Origin of the sequence: Neolewinella xylanilytica (assembly GCF_002934605.1) — a bacterium.
Classification (GTDB): domain Bacteria; phylum Bacteroidota; class Bacteroidia; order Chitinophagales; family Saprospiraceae; genus Neolewinella; species Neolewinella xylanilytica.
The window spans coordinates 451,981-477,528 of the sequence record NZ_PTJC01000006.1 but is presented as its reverse complement, the minus strand read 5'-3'; the positions used below and the strand labels follow the sequence as shown (position 1 = coordinate 477,528).

27 protein-coding genes are annotated in these 25,548 nt (G+C 60.1%); 16 read left to right on the top strand and 11 right to left on the bottom strand.

Annotated features, from left to right (window positions below; translation table 11 throughout):
- Positions 1 to 73: 73 nt before the first annotated feature.
- The 9 genes from rplW to CLV84_RS11090 all read right to left on the bottom strand — a co-directional run bounded on the left by rplW (position 74) and on the right by CLV84_RS11090 (position 7,307).
- Positions 74 to 370: a 50S ribosomal protein L23 gene (gene rplW, locus CLV84_RS11130; RefSeq protein ID WP_104419869.1), complete on the bottom strand. Its 297-nt coding sequence runs from the start codon at positions 368 to 370 to the stop codon at positions 74 to 76.
- Positions 363 to 1,016 carry a 50S ribosomal protein L4 gene (rplD, locus tag CLV84_RS11125; RefSeq protein WP_104419868.1) on the bottom strand — a complete coding sequence of 218 codons (654 nt, stop codon included), beginning with the start codon at positions 1,014 to 1,016 and terminating at the stop codon, positions 363 to 365. The genes rplW and rplD overlap by 8 nt, the downstream gene beginning before the upstream one ends.
- 28 nt (positions 1,017 to 1,044) lie before the next feature.
- Positions 1,045 to 1,665, bottom strand: a complete 621-nt coding sequence (gene rplC / locus CLV84_RS11120) for a 50S ribosomal protein L3 (protein WP_104419867.1) — start codon at positions 1,663 to 1,665, stop codon at positions 1,045 to 1,047.
- Between the two features lie 118 nt (positions 1,666 to 1,783).
- On the bottom strand, positions 1,784 to 2,092 hold the full coding sequence (rpsJ, locus tag CLV84_RS11115) for a 30S ribosomal protein S10 (RefSeq protein WP_099106033.1): 309 nt from the start codon (positions 2,090 to 2,092) through the stop codon (positions 1,784 to 1,786).
- Positions 2,093 to 2,188: 96 nt separating this feature from the next.
- Positions 2,189 to 4,321, bottom strand: a complete 2,133-nt coding sequence (gene fusA, locus CLV84_RS11110; protein WP_104419866.1) for an elongation factor G — start codon at positions 4,319 to 4,321, stop codon at positions 2,189 to 2,191.
- A gap of 51 nt (positions 4,322 to 4,372) precedes the next feature.
- Positions 4,373 to 4,849, bottom strand: a complete 477-nt coding sequence (gene rpsG, locus CLV84_RS11105; RefSeq protein ID WP_104419865.1) for a 30S ribosomal protein S7 — start codon at positions 4,847 to 4,849, stop codon at positions 4,373 to 4,375.
- Positions 4,850 to 4,921: 72 nt separating this feature from the next.
- Positions 4,922 to 5,296 carry a 30S ribosomal protein S12 gene (gene rpsL, locus CLV84_RS11100; protein WP_104419864.1) on the bottom strand — a complete coding sequence of 125 codons (375 nt, stop codon included), beginning with the start codon at positions 5,294 to 5,296 and terminating at the stop codon, positions 4,922 to 4,924.
- A 332-nt stretch (positions 5,297 to 5,628) separates the two neighbouring features.
- The gene (gene ftsY, locus CLV84_RS11095; RefSeq protein ID WP_104419863.1) at positions 5,629 to 6,591 is read right to left on the bottom strand and encodes a signal recognition particle-docking protein FtsY; all 963 of its coding nucleotides are present in this window, start codon (positions 6,589 to 6,591) and stop codon (positions 5,629 to 5,631) included.
- A 122-nt stretch (positions 6,592 to 6,713) separates the two neighbouring features.
- The gene (locus CLV84_RS11090; RefSeq protein ID WP_104419862.1) at positions 6,714 to 7,307 is read right to left on the bottom strand and encodes an HAD family hydrolase; all 594 of its coding nucleotides are present in this window, start codon (positions 7,305 to 7,307) and stop codon (positions 6,714 to 6,716) included.
- A 211-nt stretch (positions 7,308 to 7,518) separates the two neighbouring features.
- Between CLV84_RS11090 and CLV84_RS11085 the strand changes: the two genes are divergently transcribed.
- Positions 7,519 to 8,367 carry an alpha/beta fold hydrolase gene (locus CLV84_RS11085; RefSeq protein ID WP_104419861.1) on the top strand — a complete coding sequence of 283 codons (849 nt, stop codon included), beginning with the start codon at positions 7,519 to 7,521 and terminating at the stop codon, positions 8,365 to 8,367.
- A 77-nt stretch (positions 8,368 to 8,444) separates the two neighbouring features.
- Here CLV84_RS11085 and CLV84_RS11080 read toward each other — a convergent pair whose 3' ends face one another.
- Complete coding sequence (locus tag CLV84_RS11080) at positions 8,445 to 8,756, bottom strand: F0F1 ATP synthase subunit epsilon (protein WP_104419860.1); 312 nt, start codon at positions 8,754 to 8,756, stop codon at positions 8,445 to 8,447.
- Positions 8,757 to 8,852: 96 nt separating this feature from the next.
- Complete coding sequence (gene atpD / locus CLV84_RS11075; RefSeq protein ID WP_104419859.1) at positions 8,853 to 10,370, bottom strand: F0F1 ATP synthase subunit beta; 1,518 nt, start codon at positions 10,368 to 10,370, stop codon at positions 8,853 to 8,855.
- A 193-nt stretch (positions 10,371 to 10,563) separates the two neighbouring features.
- Between atpD and CLV84_RS11070 the strand changes: the two genes are divergently transcribed.
- From CLV84_RS11070 to CLV84_RS11005, 15 genes are all read left to right on the top strand, one after another.
- Complete coding sequence (locus CLV84_RS11070; protein ID WP_104419858.1) at positions 10,564 to 11,130, top strand: HD domain-containing protein; 567 nt, start codon at positions 10,564 to 10,566, stop codon at positions 11,128 to 11,130.
- Positions 11,131 to 11,194: 64 nt separating this feature from the next.
- Positions 11,195 to 13,246, top strand: coding sequence for a heavy metal translocating P-type ATPase (locus CLV84_RS11065; RefSeq protein ID WP_104419857.1), 2,052 nt, complete (start codon positions 11,195 to 11,197; stop codon positions 13,244 to 13,246).
- Between the two features lie 96 nt (positions 13,247 to 13,342).
- A complete protein-coding gene (locus tag CLV84_RS11060) occupies positions 13,343 to 13,816 on the top strand; it encodes a DUF6428 family protein (protein WP_104419856.1) in 474 nt (157 codons plus the stop codon).
- 3 nt (positions 13,817 to 13,819) lie between these two features.
- On the top strand, positions 13,820 to 14,143 hold the full coding sequence (locus CLV84_RS11055) for an ArsR/SmtB family transcription factor (RefSeq protein WP_104419855.1): 324 nt from the start codon (positions 13,820 to 13,822) through the stop codon (positions 14,141 to 14,143).
- 539 nt (positions 14,144 to 14,682) lie between these two features.
- A complete protein-coding gene (locus CLV84_RS11050) occupies positions 14,683 to 15,105 on the top strand; it encodes an HYC_CC_PP family protein (protein WP_104419854.1) in 423 nt (140 codons plus the stop codon).
- Between the two features lie 72 nt (positions 15,106 to 15,177).
- Positions 15,178 to 18,819, top strand: coding sequence for an efflux RND transporter permease subunit (locus tag CLV84_RS11045; protein ID WP_104419853.1), 3,642 nt, complete (start codon positions 15,178 to 15,180; stop codon positions 18,817 to 18,819).
- A 184-nt stretch (positions 18,820 to 19,003) separates the two neighbouring features.
- A complete protein-coding gene (locus CLV84_RS11040) occupies positions 19,004 to 20,218 on the top strand; it encodes a TolC family protein (protein ID WP_170067672.1) in 1,215 nt (404 codons plus the stop codon).
- A gap of 10 nt (positions 20,219 to 20,228) precedes the next feature.
- Positions 20,229 to 22,055, top strand: a complete 1,827-nt coding sequence (locus tag CLV84_RS11035) for an efflux RND transporter periplasmic adaptor subunit (RefSeq protein ID WP_104419851.1) — start codon at positions 20,229 to 20,231, stop codon at positions 22,053 to 22,055.
- A gap of 4 nt (positions 22,056 to 22,059) precedes the next feature.
- The gene (locus CLV84_RS11030; RefSeq protein WP_104419850.1) at positions 22,060 to 22,629 is read left to right on the top strand and encodes a helix-turn-helix transcriptional regulator; all 570 of its coding nucleotides are present in this window, start codon (positions 22,060 to 22,062) and stop codon (positions 22,627 to 22,629) included.
- A gap of 77 nt (positions 22,630 to 22,706) precedes the next feature.
- Positions 22,707 to 23,267: a DUF3347 domain-containing protein gene (locus CLV84_RS11025; protein WP_170067671.1), complete on the top strand. Its 561-nt coding sequence runs from the start codon at positions 22,707 to 22,709 to the stop codon at positions 23,265 to 23,267.
- Positions 23,268 to 23,326: 59 nt separating this feature from the next.
- The gene (locus CLV84_RS11020) at positions 23,327 to 23,794 is read left to right on the top strand and encodes a DUF305 domain-containing protein (RefSeq protein WP_104419848.1); all 468 of its coding nucleotides are present in this window, start codon (positions 23,327 to 23,329) and stop codon (positions 23,792 to 23,794) included.
- Positions 23,795 to 23,884: 90 nt separating this feature from the next.
- On the top strand, positions 23,885 to 24,214 hold the full coding sequence (locus tag CLV84_RS11015; protein ID WP_104419847.1) for a four-helix bundle copper-binding protein: 330 nt from the start codon (positions 23,885 to 23,887) through the stop codon (positions 24,212 to 24,214).
- Positions 24,215 to 24,443: 229 nt separating this feature from the next.
- Positions 24,444 to 24,572: a hypothetical protein gene (locus tag CLV84_RS22160; RefSeq protein WP_262497205.1), complete on the top strand. Its 129-nt coding sequence runs from the start codon at positions 24,444 to 24,446 to the stop codon at positions 24,570 to 24,572.
- A gap of 19 nt (positions 24,573 to 24,591) precedes the next feature.
- Positions 24,592 to 24,813 (top strand): heavy-metal-associated domain-containing protein, encoded by a 222-nt coding sequence (locus CLV84_RS11010; protein WP_104419846.1) that lies wholly within the window; start codon positions 24,592 to 24,594, stop codon positions 24,811 to 24,813.
- A gap of 235 nt (positions 24,814 to 25,048) precedes the next feature.
- A complete protein-coding gene (locus CLV84_RS11005) occupies positions 25,049 to 25,372 on the top strand; it encodes a hypothetical protein (RefSeq protein ID WP_104419845.1) in 324 nt (107 codons plus the stop codon).
- The last annotated feature ends 176 nt before the right edge of the window (positions 25,373 to 25,548 follow it).

Genomic DNA, 25,548 nt, shown 5'->3' with positions numbered 1-25,548 from the left:
GGCAGATCTCGGAGCATGAAGACGGATACCCAGATCGACCCTGGTCCGCTGCTCCCCACCTACCGGTGTTGAATTAATACTCGTTATACAAGTCGATGGTGTCGCCTTCGATCAGGGTAACAATGGCTTTCTTGAAGCCAGCTATCCGTCCGCGGACGATACCGGACTTGGTCGATCTGTTTTTGCTTTTGGACGGCATGTTCATCGTATTGACGCTGTCTACGGTTACACCGTAGCGGGCCTCGATGGCATTCCGTACCTGAATCTTGTTAGCGGTGCTGTTCACCACGAAGGTGTAGTGCCCGCGGTTTTCGCTGAGTAGTTCGGCTTTCTCCGAAACTACCGACTTGATGAGGATATTCTTAGTCATTGGTCGTGGAGGTTTCGAAGGTCGCGAATTGCTCCTTCAGTTTATCAATGGCACCCTCGGCGATGAGGATGGTACCGGCGCGCATCACTTCGTACGTATTGACCGATCCGGCGCTTACGATGCTGCTGTTGGGCAGGTTACGACCGCTCCGGTATACGTTGCTATCGTGGTCGGCGGTGATGAGCAGCACCTTTCCTTCGGTTGCTTCCAGTGCATGCAGGAACTTTACATAGTCCTTGGTCTTGGGCGCATCGAACTGTAGGTTCTCTACTAATTTGATGTTTCCGGCAGCAGCCTTGGTGGAAAAAGCAGAAGCACGAGCCGTCATTTTGACGCGTTTGTTCAGCTTGATTCCGTAGGTACGGGGGCGGGGACCGAAGATGCGGCCACCGCTGCGGAATAGCGGGTTCTTAATGTCGCCCTTACGGGATCCACCCGTTCCTTTCTGGCGGTGCAGCTTCTTGGTAGAACCGGCTACTTCACCGCGTTCCTTTGCCTTGTGGGTACCCTGACGCTGAGCGGCCAGATAGGCCTTCACGGCGAGGTAAACGGCGTGCTCGTTGGGTTCGATTCCGAAGATGTGCTCGGGGAGTTCTACCTCGCGGCCCGTGCCGGCACCCGTAGCGCTATGAACTTGTAGTTTCATTTCTATTTCTTTTTAGAGGCGGGGTGCCTTATTTGTGCAGGATTACGGTTCCACCCTTCGGTCCGGGTACGGCGCCCTTCACCAGAATCAGGTTGCGGTCGGGAAATACCTTGAGTACCTTCAGGTTCTTGATGGTCACGCGCCCCCCTCCGTCGCGACCGGCCATGCGCATGCCCTTGAATACCCGGGCTGGGTAGCTAGCCGCACCGATCGAACCGGGGGCACGCTGGCGGTTGTGCTGACCGTGGGTGGCATCATTGACGCCCTTAAAGTTGTGCCGCTTCACGACACCCTGGAAGCCCTTGCCCTTGCTCGTACCTACGGCAGCTACCATATCGCCCTCGACGAAAACTTCGTCGACGGTGATGGTGTCGCCGAGCGCTTTAGCGAGTTTCATATCCCGAAACTCGATCACGTCGCGCTTTGGCCCCGTGCTAGCGGCTTTGAAGTGACCGGCCAACTGCTTGGTCGTCATCTTCTCTTTTTTATCTCCGTAGGCCAACTGCAGGGCATTGTACTGATCCGTATCGTCAGTTTTAACCTGAGTGACCACGCAGGGGCCGGCCTCGATAACCGTACAGGCCACGTTGCGGCCCGCGTCGTCGAAGATGGAAGTCATCCCGACTTTTTTACCAATTATACCGTTCATTGGTCTTAATTTATCCGCCTTCTCCGTGGAGAGCGGGCGGTAAGCTCCCGACCGATTGGGGGGAGCAGTTAGTTAAAAGGTTACATCAACCGCCCGGGGGCGGCAAGCAAAGAAGACCTTACGTCAGCTTTACCTGGATATCCACCCCACTGGGCAGCTCTAGCTTAGCCAGGGCGTCCACCGTTTTCTGGTTGGGGGTGTAAATCTCGATCAGTCGCTTGTGGGTGCGCAACTGAAACTGCTCCCGGGATTTCTTATTTACGTGCGGCGAGCGCAGAACGGTGTAAATATCTTTCTCGGTGGGCAGCGGAATCGGGCCGGTTACGATGGCCCCACTGTTCTTTACGGTCTTGACGATCTTCTCGGTAGACTTGTCTACCAGGTTATGATCGTAGGACCGCAGCTTAATGCGAATTTTCTGATTCATGCCAGTTTTAAATTTCAAGGATTGAGGAAGAGAAGGAGGACGTACCCCCTTCTCTCCAGAGGGCCGCCGGCATTCCGGCGGACATAATTACTAGGTTTAAGCTTCTCCGCGAGCCTTTTCGATAATTTCCTTAGCAATACCTGAGGGGGCCTCGGTGTAGTGGCTAAACGTCATGCTCGAGTTGGCACGGCCGGAAGTGATCGTGCGGAGGTCGGTTACGTAACCGAACATTTCACTCAGCGGTACGTCTGCGGTAATCTTGACCGCTCCTCCGGTTACCGGGTTCTGGCCCTTCGGCAGACCGCGGCGGCGGTTGAGGTCACCGATCACGTTACCGGTGTACTCCTCCGGCGTGATGATGACCACTTCCATGATGGGTTCGAGCAGCTTAGGCTGAGCCTGCTTGGCGGCTTCCCGGAAGCCCTCCTTGGCACAGAGTTCGAACGCAATGGGCTTCGAGTCAACCGTGTGCATAGCACCGTCGAACACACGCACCTTCATGCTGTCGATGTTGTATCCGGCAAGAATGCCGTTCTTCATCATAGACTTGAATCCGTCCCGAATAGGCTTCTGGTAGTTCTTGTCGATCGAACCGCCAACGATGTCCCATACGAACTGAAGGGTTTCCTTACCACTCTTGAAGTCCTCGCTTTCCAGGAACTCCTCGTCGGCCGGGCCGAGGTCGAAGCTCATGTCGGCAAACAGACCCGAACCACCCGACTGCTTCTTGAGGCGCTCCCGGTGGGTAACCGTGTTGAAGAGTGCTTCCTTGTAGTTCACCTGGGGCGCACCTACGTTAGCCTCTACCTTAAACTCGCGCTTCAGGCGGTCCACGATGATCTCCAAGTGCAGTTCACCCATGCCGCTGATGACGGTCTGGTTGGTGTCCTCGTCGTACTTAACCTGGAAGGTGGGATCCTCCTCCGCCAGTTTAGCGAGGGCCATGCCGAGCTTGTCGATATCCTTCTGCGTCTTGGGCTCGACGGCTACACCGATCACGGGATCGGGGAAGACCATGGACTCCAGTACGATGGGGTGATCGGCATCACACAGGGTATCGCCGGTCCGGATATCCTTGAATCCAACGGCGGCGGCAATGTCGCCGGCCTCTACTTTCGTGATGCTCTCCTGCTTATTGGCGTGCATCTGGTAAAGACGGGAAATACGCTCCTTGCTATCGCTGCGGGTGTTTCTTACGTAGGAACCGGCATCAAGACGGCCGGAGTACACCCGCATAAAGGCTAGGCGACCTACGAATGGGTCCGTAGCGATTTTGAAGGCCAGGGCCGAGAAGGGCTCGTCCACCGAAGCTTTCCGGGTGAGGATCTTCTCCTCGTCGTCGGGGTGGGTACCCTTGATCGGGGGAACGTCCAGCGGGCTGGGCAGGTAGGCACATACCGCGTCCAGCACGGCCTGTACGCCCTTGTTTTTGAAGGCGGATCCGCACATCATGGGTACGAAAGCAGCATCCATGACGGCATCACGGACGGCCTTGCGTACTTCTTCCACGCTGATGCTCTCGGGGTCTTCGAAGTACTTCTCCAGCAGACTCTCGTCGTATTCGGCTACGGCTTCCAGCAGCTTCTCGCGCCATTCTCCTACCGTTTCCTTCAGATCCTCGGGCGTATCGATGACGTTGAAGGTCATGCCCATATCGTCTTCGTTCCACTCGATGGCCTGCATGGTGACGAGGTCGACCACGCCGGTGAAGCGCTCCTCCGCGCCGATGGGCACCTGGAGCGGTATGGCTTTGGATCCCAGCTTGTCCTGGACGTCCTTGACGACGGCGAAGAAATCGGCTCCCGAGCGGTCCATCTTATTGACGAATCCGATGCGCGGAACTTTATAGTTGTTGGCCAGGCGCCAGTTGGTTTCAGACTGTGGCTCTACGCCCGATACGGCACAGAAGAGAAACACGAGTCCGTCCAGCACCCGCAACGAGCGGTTCACCTCTACGGTGAAGTCGACGTGGCCGGGGGTATCGATGATATTGAAGACGTAGCTCTCATCCTTCCACTTCCAGTTGGTGTGGGTAGCGGCGGAGGTAATCGTAATACCACGCTCCTGCTCCTGCTCCATCCAGTCCATGGTGGCGGCACCGTCGTGTACCTCACCGATTTTGTGGGAGATACCGGTATAGTAAAGAATGCGTTCGGTAGTCGTGGTCTTGCCCGCGTCGATGTGGGCAGCGATACCGATGTTTCGGGTATAATGAAGATCCGTAGCCATGGCGGTGGATGATATTTAGATGGGAAAAAGGAAAAGCAAAGACCTCGGTTTCTACCGACCGTAGTGGGCGAAGGCGCGGTTGGACTCGGCCATCTTGTGGGTCTCTTCCTTCCGCTTGACAGCCAAGCCTTCGTTGCGGCTGGCGGCGAGCAGTTCGGCGGCCATTTTTTCGGCGAAACCCTTACCGCTGCGCTGACGGGCAAAGCGTACGAGCCACTTCATGCCGATCGACATTTTCCGCTTGCCGCGGATTTCGGTCGGGATCTGGAAAGTAGCCCCACCGATCCGGCGGCTGCGTACTTCCACCTGAGGCATGGCGTTATTGATCGCCCGCTTCCATACTTCGTATTCGTCGATCTCCTCGTTGGAAACCCGCTCCTTGATGATGTCCATCGCGTCGTAAAAGACGGAGAAGGCCGTACTCTTCTTACCGGAGTACATCAGGTTGTTGACGAATTGGGTGACGAGGGTATCGCCGTAACGGGGGTCCGGAGTTACAATCCGGAGTTTTGGTTTTCTTTTACGCATAACTGCTTTACTTCAGATGGCCGTTTTCGACCGATGGGTGCCTATTTCGAGACAGCCCGTCTTACTGTTTAATTACTTTTTAGGACGCTTGGCACCGTACTTGGAACGGGCCTGCTTACGGTTAGCCACGCCGGCCGTATCCAGAGCACCCCGTACGATGGTGTAGCGTACACCCGGAAGGTCCTTCACACGACCGCCACGGATCAGCACGATGCTGTGTTCCTGGAGGTTGTGTCCTTCACCCGGGATATAGGCAATCACCTCGATTCCGTTGGTCAAACGAACCTTGGCCACCTTCCGTAGCGCCGAGTTCGGCTTCTTTGGGGTGGTAGTATAGACGCGGGTGCAGACGCCACGCTTTTGTGGGCAAGCATCCAGGGCGCGCGATTTACTCGACTCCTTGATCTGTTTGCGGCCCTTCCGCACTAATTGATTAATTGTAGGCATACGTTTTCTTTGCTTTACGAACGCTTTTTATATTACCAGAGGCCTACCTCCTGAAAAAGCGAGCACAAAGGTAAGTTTTTCTTTTCGGAAAACCTAACGGTCAGGCAATTGGAATCATTTTTTTGCGCCGAAGCGCGGGAACAGGGGCTGACACCGGCGGTCGGGCCCGATAACTTACCCGGATCGGGGGCCGCATTTCGCCTTTTCTTGCTACCTGCGCTCCGTCGCCCAAAATATCCGGACGCTTGCAGGAGGATGGCGCCGCACCCCGAAGTCCCCTGGTGGTGGGGCGCCAAAGGGAGGTCGAGCTTCACCCGTCGTTCACCGACCCCTCAAAACGTATCCCCAAACAAGCTGTCCACGAACGCCCGTTTGTTGAAAACCTGCAGGTGCTCGATCCCCTCCCCTACGCCGATGTAGCGGATGGGTACCTGGAATTGGTCGGTGATGCCGATGGCTACGCCTCCCTTTGCGGTTCCGTCCAGTTTCGTAAGGGCCAGGGAATTGACTTCGGTCGCCTCGGTGAAGGCTTTGGCCTGTTCGATGGCGTTCTGGCCGGTGGTAGCGTCGAGCACCAGCAGCACCTGGTGGGGCGCGCCCGGCATGGCCTTGGTCACCGAGCGCTTGATCTTGGACAGCTCCTTCATCAGGTTGAACTTCGTGTGCAACCGGCCCGCGGTATCGATAATGGCCACGCTGCAATCGTTCTTCTTGGCGTACTGGACCGTTTCGAAGGCGACGGCGGCGGGATCGGTGTTCATGCCCTTGCTGTAGAACTCGCAGCCTACGCGCTGGGCCCAGATTCCCAACTGGTCGACGGCGGCCGCCCGGAACGTATCGGCGGCCCCCAGCACCACTTTATGGCCCCGCTGCTGAAACTGGTGGGCGAGCTTGCCGATCGTGGTTGTTTTTCCGACCCCGTTCACCCCTACAACGAGGATGATAGCGGGGCGCTCCGTGGTCGGCAGTACGTAATCGTCGAAGTCCTCGTTGTTCTGCTCGGCGAGTAGATTGACTATTTCGTCCCGGAGGATATGATTGAGCTCGCTGGTATTGAGGTAGCGGTCCTGGGCTACCCGCGCCTCGATGCGCTCGATGATCTTGATGGTCGTGTCCAGTCCGACGTCGCTGGCGATCAGCACGTTTTCCAGTTCGTCGAGTACTTCCTCGTCAACCCGGTCCTTGCCCGCGACCGCCCGCCCGAGCTTGTTGAAAAATCCCTCTTTGGTCTTTTGCAGGCCCTTGTCGAGATCCTCTTTCTTATCGGCGGTAAAAAACTTTTTAAAAAAACTCATTCGTGTCGCGGTTTGAAGCCGCAAAGGTAACGCGCGAAGCCGGCTAAGGATTTACGGGTAGTCCGCACTTCGGCGAATAAGGTGCTCAGCCGCCAGGGGAGCCGCGGAACACCGCTGCGCTCCTATCGGCGGGAGAGCGGGCGGGGGAGCCGGAGTTTGGGAAGGAGCCGGCGGCCGGCGGCGGGATGGGTAAACTGACCGGCTTCGGCTTCGGGCAGATGCTCCAGCAGAAAATTGGGCAGTTGCACCAGGGAATCCAGCATGGCGTGGTGGGGGGCGACGGCCAGCTCGTTGTAGGAGTGGCGGCCGTTGCATACCGCCAGGTTGAAATGAACCCGGGCCTCGTTGGCCAGGCGCAGCAGGCGGGGGGTATCGAAGGCGGCGAAGCTGAAGCGGGGATTCTGCAGACAGGCATTTTCCTGGGCCATCCGCACTGGATTATCCTTCTTGTTCTGGTCGGTGATGATGGCCTGGACGGTCCCATCTTCCTCCACCGTCCAGTTGAGCCGACCGAGTAAAAGGAGGGTTCGCTCCCGGTCGAAGTCGCTAAGGAGGCAAATGCGGACGCCGCGCCGGTGCAACCAGGCGAAGGTAGCTTCCGCACCCGGCATTTTCTCGAGGGAAGCGGTGGGCAGATAGCCATCCATGTCCTCCTGAATCCCAACGCACATATCGTTGAGACGGAAGATGGCCAACTGCAGATGGCGGTCGCTCATGAGATTAGGTGGATACGTCACGCGAGAGGGATATCAGCAACAAAGTCGCCCCGTTAAGTAAATGGGTTGCAGGACCTTGTAACGCTAAAACTACGCTCGGGATTGAAATTCCACATGCTGTGGAAAACGATTTAATGTAGGCTTAATACGCACGCCCCCCTTTTAGGTGGTCGGTTACAAACCCTTAACGTAGGGGGGGCGTTCTCCCTGCATGAAAAAGCAGGGACTGAGCTCCGGCATCCTCCACCATACTATTTACCACCAGGACGATACCTACGACTGGATGGTGTTCATACATGGGGCCGGAGGGAGTTCCATCACCTGGAAACACCAGGTCAAGGCGTTTCGCCCGTTCTTCAACCTGCTGCTGATCGACATGCGCGATCATGGGTACAGCAAAGACCTCGAGCCGGAATACAGTACTTACGATTTCGACATCGTCACCGATGACGTACTCCGCACCATCGATCACGTGGGGGTTACTCGCGCGCATTTTCTCTCCCTATCATTGGGGAGTATTGTGCTACAGCGGCTGTACGACCGCCGGCCGGAACTGATCGAGTCGATGATTATGGCGGGGGGCGTCTTCAAGGCAGACTGGAAGATTCGCCTTTTCGCCCACAGCGGCAAGTTTCTCAGCTACTTCGTCCCCTTTCGGTGGATCTACGACACCTTCATTATGATCGTGTTGCCGCGGGAGAACCACGCGCCGAGTCGTCGCCTCTATCGCTTACAATCGAAGAAGCTGACCCCGACGGAGTTTTTGAAGTGGTTAGGCCTTTACCGGGATTTTTTCCACATCGTGAAGCGGTTCTACCGCCGTAAGCTCCGCACGTCCAGCCTCATCGTCATGGGGGGCCAGGATCACGTTTTCCTCGAAGCAGCCCAGCGTTTTGCACGTAAACAGGCTCACCACGCCGAGCTGGTGGTGCTGGAAGGATGCGGTCACTTGTGCAATCTGGAGGAGGTGCAGCGTTTCAACGACGCGGTGCTCCGCTTTTTGGGCAAACCGGTATCAACGGCGGGGGAAAGTACGGTCAGTAGCGGTCCCATCGCGTAAACTCGATTACCCCACGGCATGGGAGGTAAGCCCTTCCAGGACTGCGGGCCAGCAACTCCGCCAGCGACAATCAGCGGTTAGCGTAAGTTACGGGCGCCCTGGACCAGCAAATTCACTTCGTTGTTCAACACCTCGACAAACCCACGGTCAATACTGAACGTAAGACTGCGGTTGGCGGAGTCATCGTTTTTCATTCCACTGGACGCTTCGTCGTAGTAGCGATACGACCCGGCGGCGGTGACGAGCGTCACCCGGCCCGCCGTTAGGCTGGAAACGAGGGGAGCGTGATTATCCAGCACCTGGAAGCTACCGTCCGTTCCCGGCAGGCCTACCTTCGAGACGTTACCGGTGAAGATGGTGCGATCGGGAGTTAGAACGGAGATTTTCATAGATAGCTAGTCTTTCAGTTCTTTAGTCTTCTAGTCTTTTGGTTCGGCAGCACCTCGGTGCTGCCGAACCAAAAGACTAAAGAACTAACGTAACCATTACGCTGCGTTGGCCGCCAGTTGCTTTTCCCCTTTCTCGATGGCATCTTCGATGGTACCGACGAGGTTGAAGGCATCTTCGGGGTATTTGTCTACTTCCCCGTCGATGATCATATTGAAGCCCTTGATGGTATCCCGGATGTCGACGAAGACACCCTTGAGTCCGGTGAATTGCTCCGCTACGTGGAAGGGCTGGCTGAGGAAGCGCTGCACCCGGCGGGCGCGGCTTACGACCAGTTTGTCTTCTTCGCTGAGTTCGTCCAGTCCGAGGATGGCGATGATATCCAGCAGCTCGTTGTAGCGGGCCAGGATGTTGATCACGCGCTGGGCCGTATTGTAATGCTCGTCGCCGATGATGGCGGGGTCGAGGATCCGGCTGGTGCTATCGAGGGGGTCGACGGCGGGATAGATGCCCTGGGATGCGATTTTCCGGTTAAGTACCGTAGTAGCATCGAGGTGAGCGAAGGTGGTGGCGGGAGCGGGGTCGGTCAAGTCATCCGCGGGTACGTATACGGCCTGTACGGAGGTAATCGAGCCACGCTTGGTCGAGGTGATCCGTTCCTGCATGAGGCCCATCTCGGTGGCCAGCGTGGGCTGGTAACCTACGGCGGAGGGCATCCGGCCGAGGAGGGCGGATACTTCCGAACCGGCCTGGGTGAAGCGGAAGATGTTGTCGACGAAGAAGAGAATGTCCCGACCGCCGGTGGGATCGCTGAGGTCACCATCGCGGTAATACTCGGCGATGGTCAGTCCCGAAAGGGCTACCCGGGCGCGGGCGCCGGGGGGCTCGTTCATCTGACCGAAAACGAAGGTAGCCTTGGATTGCTCCAGCTCCTTCATATCGACCTTGCTGAGGTCCCAGCCACCCTGTTCCATGTTGTGCTTAAAATCTTCACCGTAGCGGATGATGCCGGCTTCGATCATTTCCCGGAGGAGGTCGTTCCCTTCGCGGGTCCGCTCCCCTACCCCGGCGAATACGGAGATACCGTCGTAACCTTTAGCGATATTGTTGATCAGCTCCTGAATGAGGACCGTCTTGCCTACTCCGGCACCGCCGAAGAGGCCAATCTTTCCGCCCTTTGTGTAGGGTTCGATCAGGTCGATCACCTTGATACCGGTAAAAAGAGGCTCGCGGTCAGTAGCCAGGTTTTCGAACATCGGGGCCTCGGCGTGGATGGGGCGGGCGTTGGCGCCTTTCGGTACGCGGGGCATACCGTCGATGGGCTCGCCGACTACGTTGAAGAGGCGTCCCTTAATGGCCGGCCCTACGGGCATGGCGATCGGCAGACCGGTGTCTACCACGTCCAGTCCACGGGTAAGGCCATCGGTAGCGTCCATGGCGATGGTGCGGACGGCGTCTTCGCCAAGGTGCTGCTGCACTTCCAGCACGAGGGTCTCCCCGTTGGCGCGCTTGATCTCCAGCGCGTTGAGAATGGCGGGCAGCGCGGCGCCTTCGGCGGCGAAGGACACGTCGACTACGGGGCCGATTACCTGCTTAACTTTACCGATGTTGGCCATTTGTCTGAGCTTCTTTGTAGTGGAAGGGGGTTACAATTGAGCCGCAAAAGTACGAAAGAGTTTTGAATTACGGGTAGGCAATCGGGTTTACTTTGCTAAGCCAAAGGTTCGCCGGGCATACCGTACTTTGGCGTCCCGCTCCGCCGCAATCGTCGATCCTTCTTACCTTCCCGTCTTATCTCAGCACCTTCCGATGAATCACCGTAAGAGTATTCTTTACCGCGCCGGCCGCTACGTGACCCAGTTGCTGATCCACCAATTGCCCAAAGATCGCGTCTTCCACAACCTCCACCACACCATCAACGTGATGCAGGGAGCGCTCAAAATCGGTAAGGAAGAGGGACTGAACGAGGAAGAGCTGGAGATCGTGATGCTGGCCGCCTGGTTTCACGATACCGGCCACATCAAAACCTACACGGGCCACGAACGGGTAAGTATGGACATTGCCCGCGAGTGGCTCGAAAACGAGGCGTACCCCGAACCGAGAATCCGCGAGGTGCTGCGCTGCATCGAAGTGACTACCATGCCCCAACGGCCCGAAGACACCATCGAGAACGTGATGTGCGACGCAGACCTGTACCACCTTTCCTTCAATACCTACGACCACTACCAGGAGATGCTCCGGGAGGAACTCCGCCGGGAAATGGGCATCGAGGTAAACGACGAGGAATGGTACCGACAAAACACCGCCTTCCTGACCAACCATAAATACTGGACGGATTATGGCCGGCGGGTGCTGGAATGTCGCAAGAGCATTTAGCTAACCGTCCCACGATTCCTTCTCCTGCGGCCACACGCCCCAGCATCAGCAGCAACTGAAGACAATGGCTCACCCCCCCTCCACCAACGCTCAGGCACCTACCCCGGCGCCGGATCATGCAGCCCACAGTGGACTCCTGGGCGAGCGCACCGAATTGTACTTTGCCGTGGCCAGCGGCTGCTTTTGGCTGACCGGACTGTTACTCGGCATCTTCACCGATCTTCCAAACGGGGTTGGGATCGGCATTTTCGGGGCGGCTATCTTTTTCGGTGGTTACTACGCTACGATCGAAGCTTACGAAGGGGTTTCCTCGGGTCGTTTCCAGATCGATTTCCTGATGATCGTCGCGGCAGCCGGTGCCGCCGCCCTAGGTAAATTGGGTGAAGCCGGATTGCTGTTGTTTCTGTTCAGTCTCGGACACGCCCTGGAGCACTACGCCATGGCGCGGGCCCGCAAATCCATCTCCGCACTGGCCGATCTGGCCCCCGCCACGGCGCTATTGCAGGAAGCGGATGGCCGTATCCGCGAAGTAGCCGTGGAGGAGTTGACCGTCGGTGACGTAGTGGTCGTAAAGCCGAACTCGAAGATCCCGGCCGACGGCGTCGTAATCAAGGGGACGAGTGCCGTGGACCAGTCCGCCATCACCGGTGAAAGCGTTCCCGTAGATAAAGTAGCGGTTGCCGATCCCGACAAACCCTACACCCTGGCCGATCTTCCCGCAGCGTACCGCGCCTTTGCCGGCACCATCAATGGGAACGCCGTGCTGGAAGTACGCGTACTGAAGCCGGCCAGCGACAGTACCCTCGCCAAGCTGGTCACCCTGGTGCAGGAAGCCGAAACCCAAAAGTCGCCCACCCAGCACCTGGCGGATAACTTCGAGCGCTATTACGTTCCTATCGTACTGATCGTGGTGGGGATATTACTGCTGGCATTCGTAGTAATCGATGAAACCTTTGCCGAAAGCTTCTACCGGGCCATGGCGGTACTCGTCGCCGCGTCTCCCTGTGCACTGGCCATTTCCACCCCGAGTGCCGTACTGGCGGGGGTGGCTCGGGCCGCGCAAAAGGGGGTACTCATTAAAGGCGGACGGCCACTGGAAAATCTCGGTAGCCTGACGGCCATCGCGTTCGACAAGACGGGGACGCTCACCGAGGGAAACCCCCGGCTCACGACCGTATTACCGGGTGCGGGAGTGACGCGCCGGGAATTATTATCCACCGCCGTGGCCGTAGAGGAACTCAGCGACCACCCCCTGGCCGCAGCGATCGTCAACGGCGGGCGCGAAGAGCTCGGCGGCATGCCCACTGATAAAGCAAGTGGCCTCGAGGCCCTTACGGCCCGGGGCATCCGCGCCGAATACGGGGGAGAAACCGTCCACATCGGCAACCGCCGGCTCCTAGAGGAAATCACGGCCGCGGCCATTCCCCCCGATATCGACCGTCAGATGAGCGAGCTGGAAACGGGCGGCCACACCGCCATGATCGTTCACCGCGGCCACCGGTACCTGGGCATCATTTCCGTTATGGACGTAGCCCGTGCATCCGCGAAATCCACCCTGATCGCACTGCGAAGGATCGGCATCGAACGCATGATCATGCTCACCGGCGACAATCAACGCGTAGCCAACGCCGTCGCTAAGGAAATCGGCATCACCGATCCCCTCGGAAGTCTGCTACCCGAGGATAAGGTGGCTTCCATTGAGCGACTGATGGCCGAGGAAGGGCGCGTAGCCATGGTTGGCGACGGGGTCAACGATGCTCCCGCCATGGCCCACAGTACGGTCGGCATCGCCATGGGCGCGGCCGGCTCCGACGTAGCCCTGCAAACGGCCGACGTTGCCCTGATGGCCGACCGGCTGGACAACCTGCCCTTTGCCATCGGGCTAAGCCGGAAGGCCCACCGCATCATCCGGCAGAACCTTTGGATCAGCCTGGGGGTGGTGGCGATCCTCGTTCCTCTGACCGTTTTGGGTATCGCCAGCCTGGGCCCAGCGGTAATCGCCCACGAAGGATCTACCATGGTAGTCGTGTTAAACGCCCTGCGCCTGCTCGCTTACCGGGGAGCAGCCGTGGACGTTGCGCCCGGCCGCCGCCCCAATCTGGCGGAGGTCGCCTGACGCGCCGGAGAAATTTCCGTAAAGGGCCAGCTGCCTTCAACCATTTTCCCTGAAGGGCAGTTAATAGCAATATTGCTATATTACTAGATCTCTTCCATGCGACTCTCCGAACTCAAGAATTTTCTGGCCGGTAACGACCGTTTCACCATTACCCTGCCCGACGGTAGCCAGGTGCCCGCTCACTTTCACGTGACCGAAGTGGGGGAAGTCACCAAAAACTTCATCGACTGCGGCGGTACCGTGCGCCGCGACCGCGTGGCCAGCCTGCAGCTCTGGAGCGCGGACGACTACGATCACCGCCTGGCACCCGACAAACTGACCCGCATCATCGAGATCGCCGAAACCGAGCTGGGGCTCGGCAACCTGGAGATCGAGGTGGAATACCAGGGAACGCACACGATCGAAAAATTCGGCCTGGAATCGGACGACGACGCCCTTCGCCTCACCACCAAGCTGACCGACTGCCTGGCCAAGGATGCCTGCGGTATTGCCAAGAAGCCGAAGGTATCGCTGAGCGCCTTCACCGCTGCCGCTTCCGGCTCCTGCACCCCGGGAAGCGGCTGCTGCTAGGTCATGGGCGTCACGAAAACCGAAGCCTACACCGCGCCGCAGCTCGAACTGGCGGACTTGTGCAAAGCACTCGCCCACCCCGCCCGCGTGGCCATTCTGGAGCACCTGCTTACCCAGGATTGCTGCATCTGCCAGGACCTGACCGACGTCATCGACCTGAGTCAGCCCACCCTTTCGCGTCACCTGCAGGTCCTGCGGGATGCGGGCCTCATCCTGGGCACCACGGAGGGCACCAGCCGGTCGTACTGCATCCACCCCGCCCACTGGCGGCGGGTACAGGGGATGCTGAACGGCTTCTTTGACCGGTTTCAGGACGGGTGTTGTTGATGGGTTCGCGAGGCCCCCGCTCGCTGGCGCGTGGCCTTGACCTCGCTACAATGGGTGCGTCCCTTCCAGGGCCGTTGGCAAGGATGTCAGCGGCAATCCACGATATAACGGCGCAGCCAATCGGTAAGGAAATCCGTGCCCTAGCGAAGCGATCCGTGGCTATCCGTGTTTAATTAAACGCAAGTCGCAGGCGAGTAAACTTCACCACAGAGGTAACACAGAATACAGCACAGAGGAATCACGGAGTGCAGGAAAGAAAAGTGTCGCTATGCCACCGAGGAGGGAAACCACACCGTGGCGAAGAACCGCAAAGTTCCGCGGAGCGAGGAAGGCGCGCAGCGCATGCAAAATCTGTGAAATCCCGGAGCGACACAAGAAACTACGAAGTAGCGGCGCAGCCAATCCGTGCCCGAGCGAAGCGATCCGTGACCATCTGTGTTTAACCAAACGCGAGCCGCAGGCGAGTAAAACCGCCGAAAACCTAGCCACGTTAAACCCAACCCACAAGCAAATCGTATTTATTCCGTTAGCTTCGTACCGTGATCCGCATCCTTCCCCTCTTCCTGGCCCTTACCATGCTCGTCGGCTCCGTCGGCGTGACGGTGAGCCGCCATTTCTGCATGGGAGAGTTGAAGTCGCTCACACTCTACGGCGAGGCCGAAGCCTGCGAAATGGACGCGGTGGTCAGCCAACCGGCCTGCCCCATGCACGCCAAGTCCGCCAAAAAGGGCTGCTGCGACGACGAGCACGAGTTCGTCAGCTGGGACGACGACCGCCAACTCAGCGAGGCAGTCCCCCTGCCCCCGACGGCCTGGATCGCCTCACCCGCCCCTATTGTTCCACCGTGGGCCCTTCACCTCCCCGATAGCTATCGGGGCGCCGCCCTGCGTCCGTTCCAACATTACCGACCGCCCCCGCTCGTCATTGACGTGCCGCGCGCCTGGCAGGTCTTCCGTTTGTAGCCCCGGTTTTAGCTCCGCTTCGCCCCTCACCGCTCGCGTGATGGGCTTCTCTCGTTGTGCTAAGGCCTAATTATGTTAGCTGCAATTATTCGTTTTTTCCTGGAAAATAAGCTGGTCGTCTGGCTGCTCCTGCTCGGCTTCGTGGGCTGGGGACTGGCCACGGCGCCCTTCAACTGGGACTCCGTAGGCTTCTTGCCGCGCGACCCGGTGGCCGTGGACGCCATCCCCGACATCGGCGAGAACCAGCAGATCGTGTTCACCCCCTGGCCCGGCCAGTCGCCGCAGGACGTGGAGAACCAGATCACCTACCCCCTCACCTCCGCCCTGCTCGGCATTCCGGGGGTGCGCAGCGTGCGCTCCACCTCCATGTTCGGCTACTCGAGCATTTACCTCATTTTCGAGGAGGACATCGAGTTCTACTGGTCGCGCAGCCGCATCCTCGAGAAACTCAACAGTCTGCCGGAAGGCGTACTGCCCGACAACGCCGTCCCCGCCCTCGGCCCCGACGCCACCTCCCTCGGCCAGGTCTTCTGGTACACCCTCGAGGGCCGCGGCCCCGACGGCGAGCCGGTGGGCGGCTGGGACCCCGATGAGCTGCGGAGCATCCAGGATTTCTACGTCCGCTACGGCCTCAGTGCCGCCGGCGGCGTGAGCGAGGTGGCCAGCGTGGGCGGCTTCGTGAAAGAATACCAGGTGGACGTGGACCCCGACAAAATGCGGGTCTACGGCATCACCCTCGACCAGGTCATGCGGGCCGTTCGCGGCAGCAACCAGGACATCGGCGCGGCCACCCTGGAGATCAACCTCGCGGAGTACTTCGTGCGGGGCCTCGGCTACGTGGAGGACCTGGCCGACCTGGAAGCCACCGTGGTTTCCGAGGCGGATAACGTCCCCGTCCGCCTGTCGGACATCGCCCGGGTCAACATCGGTCCGGCCGAGCGCCGCGGCCTGCTCGACAAGGCCGGCGCCGAGGCGGTGGGCGGCGTGGTGGTCGCCCGCTACGGCGCCAATCCGCTGGAAGTCATCAACAACGTCAAAGCCGCCATCGCCGAACTGCAGCCGGGACTGCCGCAGCGCACCCTGGATGACGGCACGGTAAGTAAGGTCACCATCGTCCCCTTCTACGACCGCAGCGACCTGATCTACGAGACCCTCGGCACCCTGGAGGAGGCGCTGACGCTGGAAATTCTCGTCACGGCGCTGGTGGTGATCCTGTTGCTGTTCAACCTCCGCTCCTCGCTGCTCGTTGCGGGCACCCTGCCGGTGGGCGTACTGATGTGCTTCATCGCCATGCGCTACTTCGGGGTGGACGCCAACATCGTGGCGCTGTCGGGCATCGCGATCGCCATCGGCACCATGGTCGACATGGGCATCGTGCTGGCCGAGAGTATGGTCTACCGCCTCGAGAACGCCCCGCCCGGCGAGAGTAAGCTGGAAAGCATCTACGAGGCGACGGTGGAGGTGGCCTCGGCGGTGCTGACGGCGGTGGCCACCACGGTCATCAGCTTCCTGCCGGTCTTCACCATGGAGGCGGCGGAGGGCAAGCTGTTCCGCCCGCTGGCCTTCACGAAGACCTTCGCGCTGGTGGCGGCCATCTTCGTGAGCGTCGCCTTCATTCCCGCGCTGGCGCACCAGCTGTACGGCATACGTGGGCGCCGGAGCGCGGGAGAAAAGAAATCCAGTAAATGGCAAGCTCCCACGTGGACGAAAAGCCTGGTCAACTGGGTGCTGGCCATCGTCCTGGCCTGGCTGCTGGCGGGCGTCTGGATGCCGCTGGGCGTCGACGACAGCCGCTTCCTCAACTTTATCTTCATCGTCGTGGTGGCCGGGGGCTTCCTGCTCTTTTTCTGGATGGTCATTCACTTTTACGAGCAGATCCTGCGCTTTTTACTGCGGGCCAAGTTCCTCTTCCTGCTCCTGATCGGGATGATCGTGGCGGCCGGCTTCATGGTGTACCGCAGCGTCGGGGAGGAATTCATGCCCGCCCTGGGCGAGGGTACCTTCCTGCTGATGCCCACGGCCATGCCGCACGCCGGCGTAGCGGAAAACCAGCGCAACCTGCGCACCCTCGACATGGCCGTGACGACCATCCCCGAGGTGGAGATGGTCGTCGGCAAGGCCGGCCGGGTCAACAGCGCCCTGGACCCCGCCCCGCTGTCGATGTACGAAAACGTGGTGCAGTACAAAAGCGAGTACGCCACCGACGAGAACGGGCGGCGCATCCGCTTTAAGGTGGACGAGGAGGGAGAATTCGTGCTCCAAGCCGGTCGGCAGACGACGGGCACTGCGCTTCCCTCGGCGGAGGACCTGGTGCCCGACCCCGACGGTAAATATTTCCGACAGTGGCGCGACCACATCCAAAGCCCAGACGACATCTGGGACGAGATCATCAGCGCCGTCAACCTGCCGGGCGTCACCTCCGCCCCGAAACTGCAACCCATCGAGACCCGCCTGGTCATGCTGCAAACGGGTATGCGGGCCCCAATGGGCATCAAGGTGCGGGGCACGGACCTGCAGGTGATCGAAGATTTCGGGCTCGACCTGGAGCGGGAACTCAAGAACGTGGACGGCGTGAAGGACGCCGCGGTCTACGCCGACCGCATCGTCGGCAAGCCCTACCTGCTGCTCGACATCAAGCGGGACGCGATCGCCCGCTACGGCTTGTCCATCACCGACGTACAAAGTCAGATCCAGGCCACGGTGGGCGGTATGGTAATGACGACGACGGTGGAGGGCCGCGAGCGCTACGCCGTCCGGCTGCGGTACCCCCGCGAGCTGCGCAACGATCCGCAGAGCATTCGGCGCATCCTGGTACCGACGGGCAACGGGCAACAGATCCCGCTAGGCGACCTGATCGACATTCGCTACGAGCAGGGTCCCCAGATGATCAAGAGCGAAGACGGCTTCCTGGTCGGCTACGTGCTCTTCGACCGGCTGGATGGCTACTCAGAGGTGGAGGTGGTCGAGAACGCCCAGAATTACCTGGAAAGCCTCACGCAGGCCGGGGACCTCGAAATTCCGCCGGCCATCAGCTACCGTTTTGCCGGCAACTACGAACAGCAGGTGCGGGCCGATGCCCGGTTGAAGCTGGTGCTGCCCATCGCGCTGGGACTGATCTTCCTGATCCTGTACTTCCAGTTCCGGTCGGTGACCATCACCCTGATGGTCTTCAGCGGGGTCTTCGTCGCCTTTTCCGGGGGCTTCCTCCTGCTGGGGGCCTACGGAGAACCGTGGTTCCTGGACTTCAGCTTCTTCGGCACGAACGTCCGCGACCTGTTCCAGATGCAGACCTTCAACCTCAGCGTGGCCGTTTGGGTCGGCTTCCTGGCCCTCTTCGGCATCGCGACCGACGACGGGGTGCTGGTGGCCACCTTCCTGCGCGACAGCTTCGAGCGTAACGAGCCCACTACGGTGGCCGAAGTCCGCGACGCGGTGGTGGAGGGTGGCCTACGTCGGGTGCGTCCGGCCATGATGACTACGGCCACGACCATCCTGGCCCTGCTGCCGGTACTCACCGCCACGGGCCGCGGGGCGGACATCATGGTACCGATGGCCATTCCGAGCTTCGGAGGCATGCTGCTGCAGGTGGTAACGATGTTTACGGTGCCGGTGCTTTGGAGCCTACGGGCGGAGTTTAAAGTGAAAAGAAGGATGAAGGCTGCCGTACGGGATACGGAGGTTGGAGGTTCGAAAAATGAGCATGGAGATGGTTGAGCTAAATTTTAAACACAGAGGTGCCACGGAGGTAAGCACAGAGGTGCCACGGAGAGTAGGAAGCGGTCTCCGACCGCCCCAGTACGATGCGGTCTCCGACCGCGCCAGCACAAAGCAGCCTCCGGCTGCGCAAACGAACCGACGGCCTCTGTGGCACCTCTGTGAAACCCTCCGTGGCACCTCTGTGGTGAACCTGTGCCACATTGCTGTCCTACTATTCCTATCCCTACCCCTAAACTCCCAATCCCTAGACTCCCTACGCCACCTACTCCGCGAAAACAACCCCCAGCTACAGGCCCTCAACTACGAATACCGCGCGGCCAGCACCATCGGCCGCCAGGAGTCACAGCTGATGGACCTGGAGGTAGGCGGCGGGATTTCGCCCATGCCGGTGGAAACCCGCCTCGGGCCCCAGATCGCCCGCATCGGGGTGACGCAGATGCTTCCCTGGCCCGGCACCCTGGCGGCGATGTCAGACCTGGCCGACGCCCGCGCCCAACCCCTGCTGGAAGAAGCCGCCGCGCGGCAGCTAGACCTTATCTACGAATTGGAAGTAGCCTACTACCGGATCGTGGAAGCGGAAGCCCGCATCGCCACCCTGCAGACCAGCCTGACGCTGTTTGCCAGTCTGCGGGAGATCGCCCTCAGTCGGGTGGAAAACTCGCGGGGGAGCAGCGTGGACGTCTACCGCAGTGAAATGGAAACCAATGCCGCCCGCCGCGAGATTCGCGCGCTGGAATTCGAGGAGGCCCTGGCCTGGACGCGCATCGAGGAACTCGTGAACCAGGAACTGCCCCGGGTGCTGGTCGTACCGGAGCCGCGCCCCTTCCCCACCCTCTCCGGTACTGACCTATACGATAACCACCCGCTGGTCCGCATCTACGCCCTGCAGGAAGCGATCTCCCGCCGCGCGCTGGCGGTCAACGACCTGGACGCCCGTCCGGACTTCGGCGTCGGCCTGGAGTACGCCGTCATGGGGAAGCGCACCGACGCCGACCCGGAGGGCAACGGGCAGGACATGATCATGCCGAACGTGATGGTGCGCTTTCCGATCAGCAAGGGCAAGTACACCGCAAAGCGCGAAGAGGAAGAACTCCGCGTGCGGGTGATCGGGGCGCAGCGCACGGTCGTCGTAAACGAACTGCGCTCCGCCCTCGAGGCCGCCCGCATCGCCGCCGCCGACGCGGCCGACCGCCTGGCCTTCCTCGAGGAACAGATCGAGCTGACCGAGGCGGCCCTGTCCATCGCCCGCACGGAATACGCTAACTCCCGCCGTCCCTTCGACGAGCTGCTGCGGCTGCAGAACGACCTGGTCGACTACCAACTCCAGGCCGTAGCCACCCGAACCACCCTCTTCAACCAGATCGCCACGGCGGATCGCTACCTGCCCCGGCGCTAATTTAGAAACTATGAAGACGCAAACTATTCTGTACGTCCTGTTCGCCCTGTTGCTGGGGTTGCTGGGGGGTTACCTGCTGTTCGGTACTTCAACGGCAAACGATGATCCTGACCATGCGAGTCACTCGGCGGACCAGCACGCTGGGCAGACGAGCGACTCGCAGACGTGGACCTGCTCCATGCACCCCCAAATTCAGCGGGAGGAGCCCGGCGACTGCCCGATCTGCGGCATGGACCTCATTCCCCTGGCCGAAACGGCGGGCTCCGACCCCGCGGTGCTGACCATGTCGGAAGCGGCCGTTGCCCTGGCCCGCGTGCGGACGACGGCGGTGGGCCTGGCGGGCGACGCGGGCGAAACCGAGCAGCCGTCCGAAGCAGACAGCGAACGGACCCTCACGCTGACCGGTCGCTTGGCGGCCGACGAGCGCACGGCGGCCGTGGAATCCGTGGATTTCGGGGGCCGGCTGGAGCGCCTCTTCGTCACCTTCGCCGGCGAGCAGGTCCGGGCTGGGCAGCGCATCGCCACCATCTATTCCCCCGAGCTCGTCGTGGCCCAGGAAGAACTGCTGGAGGCCCTGCGGCTGCAGACCCTCTCCCCCGAGCTGCTGACGGCGGCGCGGAACAAGCTCCGTAACCTGGAGATCACCGACGAGCAGATCGCCGAGATCGAATCCTCCGGGGAAGTGATGACCGAATTTCCGGTCTACGCCGACCGGGCGGGCACCGTGCTCGAGATCCGCGCGCGGGTAGGCGATTACGTCTCCGCCGGGGCACCACTGTATACCCTGACGAATCTCGACCGGCTCTGGGCGCTCTTCGATGCTTACGAAGGCGACCTTTCCAGGATCGACGTGGGGGATCCCGTCACCTTCACGGTAGCCAGTTTGCCCGGGGAGACCTTCCGGGCCCGGGTGAGCTTCATCGATCCGCTCCTGGACCCGGCTACGCGCACCGCCTCCGTACGGGCGGAGGTGAACAACGCGCGGAGTAGGCTCAAGCCCCAGATGTTCATCACCGGGCGGTTGGAGACGGGAGGTTTGGGCGGCGCCCCGATAGCTATCGGGGAGGAGAACGGTCCCTTGTTCGTGCCCCGGACGGCGGTACTCTGGACCGGAGAACGCTCGGTAGTGTACGTCGAAATAGCCGACGCCGAGGTACCGACCTACGAGTTCCGCGAAGTGGAGCTAGGTGACCCGACGGGCGGCGGCTACTTAGTCAACAGCGGCCTGCAGGCCGGCGAACGCGTGGTGACCAACGGCGCCTTCCAGATCGACGCGGCCGCTCAGCTGAACAACCAATTGAGCATGATGAATCGGGACGTCCGGATCCAGGGCCGGGACGAAGCGGGTATGACCGCCATGCCCGTAGCCGACTACCGGGACGAAACCCCGGCGGCCTTCCGCGATCAGCTTGCCACGCTGGTGCAGGCCTACCTACCGCTGAAGGACCGCATGGTGGCTTCGGAGCCGGTCGGCGCGGCCGTACTGGACCCCCTAGCCAAAGCCCTGGAAGGCGTCGACATGATGCTGCTGGAAGACGAGCCCCACCAGTACTGGATGGAGCAGTTGAATGCCCTGAACGGACACCTGGAAGCCCTGGCCGGAACCGATGACCTGGAAGAACAACGCCGGCAGTTCGGCTTCTTCTCTCAGGCGCTGATCAATACCCTGACCGCCTTTGGAACTAACGGCGAACTCTACGTACAGCGCTGCCCCATGGCTTTCAATAATGAGGGCGCGAATTGGATCAGCGAGCAGTCGGCCATTCGCAACCCCTACTTCGGGGACGCGATGCTCACCTGTGGCTCAACGATCGACACGCTAACCAACGTAAATTAAGACCATGCCCCAACCGACGACCCTCTACATCGATCATATGGTCTGCGACCGCTGTAAGATGGCCGTGCGCCGGGTGCTGGACAACCTGGGGTGGCGGATAGAACACCTCGAACTCGGACGGGTGACGGCCCTGCCACCGGACGGCAACCCGCGGGAAACCGTGCTGCGGGGCCAGCTGGAAAATCTGGGTTTTCGTCTGCGGGATGGGGCGCCGGGGCCGGTCAGCCGGATCAAGGGGCTGATCATCGACTACGTGTACAACGACCGCCCCGAACACCGTGGGAGCATCGCGGAGCTGATCACCGGGGACATCGACCTGAGTTATTCCCACCTGAGCCGGCTCTTTTCCCGCGAGGAGGGGCGGACCATCAATGACTTCTACCGCCTGCAGCGGATGGAGCGCGCCAAACACCTGCTGGTCACTACCGACGAGCAAGTAACGCGGATCGCCGATCGGCTGAACTACGGCAGTTCGGCGCGTTTCGCGGCGGCCTTCCGGCGGGAGACCGGCATGGCCCCTACCGCTTTCCGCGAGCGGGGACACTATGTCGCGCGGCCCCTGGATGAACTTTGACCGCAAACTTTGGCTATAAATAACATACAATGAACAAGCATGCGGTCCCGCGGGCCTGTTCCATAACAAAGGTTTATATGAAAACTCCCCTTTCTCTCCTCACCGCTTTCCTTATTCTGCTCGTTACCGCCTGCGACAGCGGCGCGAGCACGCCTACCGACAATGCCACGGAAGTAGGTATCGAGAATACGACCCCCGCGGAAGCCGCGGCGGACGAGCCCATCGACCTGGCGGACGCCGAATTCTCGGATGCCATGATCGACAAGGTCTTCCAGAATTACCTGCAGCTGCGCACCGCCCTGGTCAACGACGACGCCGCCACGGCAGCGACCGCCGCCGGAAATATGGCGGACACCTTCGACGACGAACGCGAGGAACTCCGCATGCTGGCCCAACAGATCGCCGACGCGGATGCCCTGGACATTCAGCGGACCTACTTTTCGGCGCTGACCGTAGAAATCGAAAGCCTCTTCGAAGACGCGCTGGCCGGCGGTAGGATCTACAAACTGCACTGCCCGATGGCCTTCGACGGCAAGGGAGCCGACTGGTATTCGGAGGTGAGTGAGATCCGCAATCCCTACTTCGGCGACGCGATGCTGACCTGCGGACGGGTTGAGGAGGAAATCACCGGCGGTTGATCCGGTAGTCCTTTTTTCTCCTTGCCCCGATAGCTATCGGGGGCGCCCAAATAAATACTATGCAGCACAGCGATCACAAACAGCAGTACCTCAAATTCGCCATCATGATGGCCACCTCCTTCGTGGTGATGTACATCGTGATGTTCCTGAACGTGGACGTCTTCGACCACATCATGCTCAGTCCGACGCGGACCTACATGACCGTGCTGATGATCGCCCCGATGGTGCTCATCATGATGGGATTCATGTGGGGCATGTACAAAATGAAGGTCTGGAACTACGTCATCATGGCTACGGCGGTGGTGGTCTTCGTGCTCTGTTACGTCGGCCTGCGCCAGCAGGTATTCATTGAGGACGAGCAGTGGATGAAGGCGATGATCCCGCACCACTCTTCCGCCATCATGGTCAGCCAGAAAGCCCACCTCAGCGACCCGGAAGCCATCAAGCTGGCCGAAGAGATCATCGAAGCCCAGGAGCGGGAGATTGCCGAGATGCGCAAGATCCTTTACCGGTTGGAGAGTAAGTAGTTGATGGATTATAGCAGGTAAGTAAGTAATAGCCGTATTCTCTGCTCCCACCCGCAACCCTAACAAAGAAAAATCAAAACCACCCGTACAATGAGTGCCCCCCTAAACGTGAAGTACCTCGACTGCCTGGAAGCCTGCCAGCGCTGCCTGATCGACTGTAAGGTCTTTCTGGCCAAGATGGCCGGCATGGAGTCCATGAACGACTGCCCCTGGTGCTGTATCCAGTGTATCGAAGTCCTGGAAGCCAGCATCGGCCTGATGGCCGCCGACAGCAAATTCGCCGCCGAGCATTGCCAGCTTTGCGCGAAAGTATGCGAATACTGCGCCGAGCAGTGCGAAGCCCACGACCACGACCACTGCCAGCGCTGTGCCGAAAGCTGCCGCGAGTGCGCCGAAGCGTGCCGGAAGATGGCCGCCTGATTCGCCGTCCGCCGGAAGCCCCAAAGGCTTCCGGCGGACTAAATAAAACAAGTATGTACCGCTTGATTCTACGCGTCCTTCCGGGATGGCCCCTGTCTTTCCCTTCCTGCTTGTAGCTTAGGAGGTGGCTACCCCTGGTGATAACGGCTTACCCGGGCGGTACTTGACTTTTTGACAGACACCGGATGTCTGACACGCTGGCCGCCGGACGGCGCAAATGATTATAAGAATGAAAGACTGCTGCCAACCTGACGAAAAACCCGGACCGATCAAGCGAGTGACCCGCTCGCTGACCATTATCGTACTGACGCTGTTGGCGCTCGCCGCCCTGGTGTCCGTACTGATCCGTATGTTTTGAGCAGCCAAAATGATGACCTATGAAAACGATGAAATTCAGCACCAACCTTCAGTGTGGCAGCTGCGTGCGCGGCGTGACGCCCTCCCTGGACGAGCACCGCGGCATTCACCGGTGGCAGGTGGACCTGGAAAGCGACGACCGGATACTAACCGTAGACGCAGACGATGTCCTGACCGAAGCCGAAGTGGCCGCCGCCGTGGCCGATGCGGGATTCGTAGCTAAACCGGTACGTGACGTCTGAGAGATTTTCTGACGCCCTGGGGCGAGGCGGCCCGTTCCACCGTCAGTTTTTTCCGAATGGCACGCTGGCTATTGCCGTCGATAGCTGGTGAGTAGCCTGGTCCAGGTGCTTGCGACGCAGGAGCGCACGAAACGAGCCATGGGCGGCGGCGGGGGGGCAAACAGGTCGGACCGGCCGCGGGCTTTAGCTTCATCAGTTCGTCCTGCATTTCGCGGCACTGGACACTACCAAATCGATGGTCAAAGAGGGGGACGGCTTCGTCCCCTCCTTCGCCTTCCTGTTGGCGGGCACCAAGGTGGTGATCGGGTTGAAGCTGGTGATTGCGGTATTCCTAACCGGGCCATTCGTATTCGGCGAGTACGTGGGTGGGCTGCTACTGATCGCGTCGGCCTGGCTGTTTATTCAGCATCTCCGGCCCAAGAATATGATCGAAAACGCCCGCGAACAGCTGGGCGATACCGACGAGGACGATCACGACAAAGACCTGCCCGACTGGAAGGAGCGCATCCAGGCATTCGACGCCTGGAAAAAGACCGGTATGCGGTACCGGATGGAATAGGGCATGGTGTGGAAGGAGGTCACCGTGGGTTTCTCCATCGCGGGCATCGTGGCGGTCTCTATTCCTACTAGCTTCTACGAAACCCCGTTTATCGGCAGGGCGTTGCCGGCGACGGTGGCTACTCCTTGCTCCAAATCCTGGAGCCCACGGTGATCGGGCCCGTGATGGCCTGTATC

Bases quoted from the DNA above. Each gene is read 5' to 3' on its own strand.
- rplW (WP_104419869.1), bottom strand. From the start codon at position 370: ATGACTAAGAATATCCTCATCAAGTCGGTAGTTTCGGAGAAAGCCGAA.
- rplD (WP_104419868.1), bottom strand. From the start codon at position 1,016: ATGAAACTACAAGTTCATAGCGCTACGGGTGCCGGCACGGGCCGCGAG.
- rplC (WP_104419867.1), bottom strand. From the start codon at position 1,665: ATGAACGGTATAATTGGTAAAAAAGTCGGGATGACTTCCATCTTCGAC.
- rpsJ (WP_099106033.1), bottom strand. From the start codon at position 2,092: ATGAATCAGAAAATTCGCATTAAGCTGCGGTCCTACGATCATAACCTG.
- fusA (WP_104419866.1), bottom strand. From the start codon at position 4,321: ATGGCTACGGATCTTCATTATACCCGAAACATCGGTATCGCTGCCCAC.
- rpsG (WP_104419865.1), bottom strand. From the start codon at position 4,849: ATGCGTAAAAGAAAACCAAAACTCCGGATTGTAACTCCGGACCCCCGT.
- rpsL (WP_104419864.1), bottom strand. From the start codon at position 5,296: ATGCCTACAATTAATCAATTAGTGCGGAAGGGCCGCAAACAGATCAAG.
- ftsY (WP_104419863.1), bottom strand. From the start codon at position 6,591: ATGAGTTTTTTTAAAAAGTTTTTTACCGCCGATAAGAAAGAGGATCTC.
- CLV84_RS11090 (WP_104419862.1), bottom strand. From the start codon at position 7,307: ATGAGCGACCGCCATCTGCAGTTGGCCATCTTCCGTCTCAACGATATG.
- CLV84_RS11085 (WP_104419861.1), top strand. From the start codon at position 7,519: ATGAAAAAGCAGGGACTGAGCTCCGGCATCCTCCACCATACTATTTAC.
- CLV84_RS11080 (WP_104419860.1), bottom strand. From the start codon at position 8,756: ATGAAAATCTCCGTTCTAACTCCCGATCGCACCATCTTCACCGGTAAC.
- atpD (WP_104419859.1), bottom strand. From the start codon at position 10,370: ATGGCCAACATCGGTAAAGTTAAGCAGGTAATCGGCCCCGTAGTCGAC.
- CLV84_RS11070 (WP_104419858.1), top strand. From the start codon at position 10,564: ATGAATCACCGTAAGAGTATTCTTTACCGCGCCGGCCGCTACGTGACC.
- CLV84_RS11065 (WP_104419857.1), top strand. From the start codon at position 11,195: ATGGCTCACCCCCCCTCCACCAACGCTCAGGCACCTACCCCGGCGCCG.
- CLV84_RS11060 (WP_104419856.1), top strand. From the start codon at position 13,343: ATGCGACTCTCCGAACTCAAGAATTTTCTGGCCGGTAACGACCGTTTC.
- CLV84_RS11055 (WP_104419855.1), top strand. From the start codon at position 13,820: ATGGGCGTCACGAAAACCGAAGCCTACACCGCGCCGCAGCTCGAACTG.
- CLV84_RS11045 (WP_104419853.1), top strand. From the start codon at position 15,178: ATGTTAGCTGCAATTATTCGTTTTTTCCTGGAAAATAAGCTGGTCGTC.
- CLV84_RS11035 (WP_104419851.1), top strand. From the start codon at position 20,229: ATGAAGACGCAAACTATTCTGTACGTCCTGTTCGCCCTGTTGCTGGGG.
- CLV84_RS11030 (WP_104419850.1), top strand. From the start codon at position 22,060: ATGCCCCAACCGACGACCCTCTACATCGATCATATGGTCTGCGACCGC.
- CLV84_RS11025 (WP_170067671.1), top strand. From the start codon at position 22,707: ATGAAAACTCCCCTTTCTCTCCTCACCGCTTTCCTTATTCTGCTCGTT.
- CLV84_RS11020 (WP_104419848.1), top strand. From the start codon at position 23,327: ATGCAGCACAGCGATCACAAACAGCAGTACCTCAAATTCGCCATCATG.
- CLV84_RS11015 (WP_104419847.1), top strand. From the start codon at position 23,885: ATGAGTGCCCCCCTAAACGTGAAGTACCTCGACTGCCTGGAAGCCTGC.
- CLV84_RS22160 (WP_262497205.1), top strand. From the start codon at position 24,444: ATGAAAGACTGCTGCCAACCTGACGAAAAACCCGGACCGATCAAGCGA.
- CLV84_RS11010 (WP_104419846.1), top strand. From the start codon at position 24,592: ATGAAAACGATGAAATTCAGCACCAACCTTCAGTGTGGCAGCTGCGTG.
- CLV84_RS11005 (WP_104419845.1), top strand. From the start codon at position 25,049: ATGGTCAAAGAGGGGGACGGCTTCGTCCCCTCCTTCGCCTTCCTGTTG.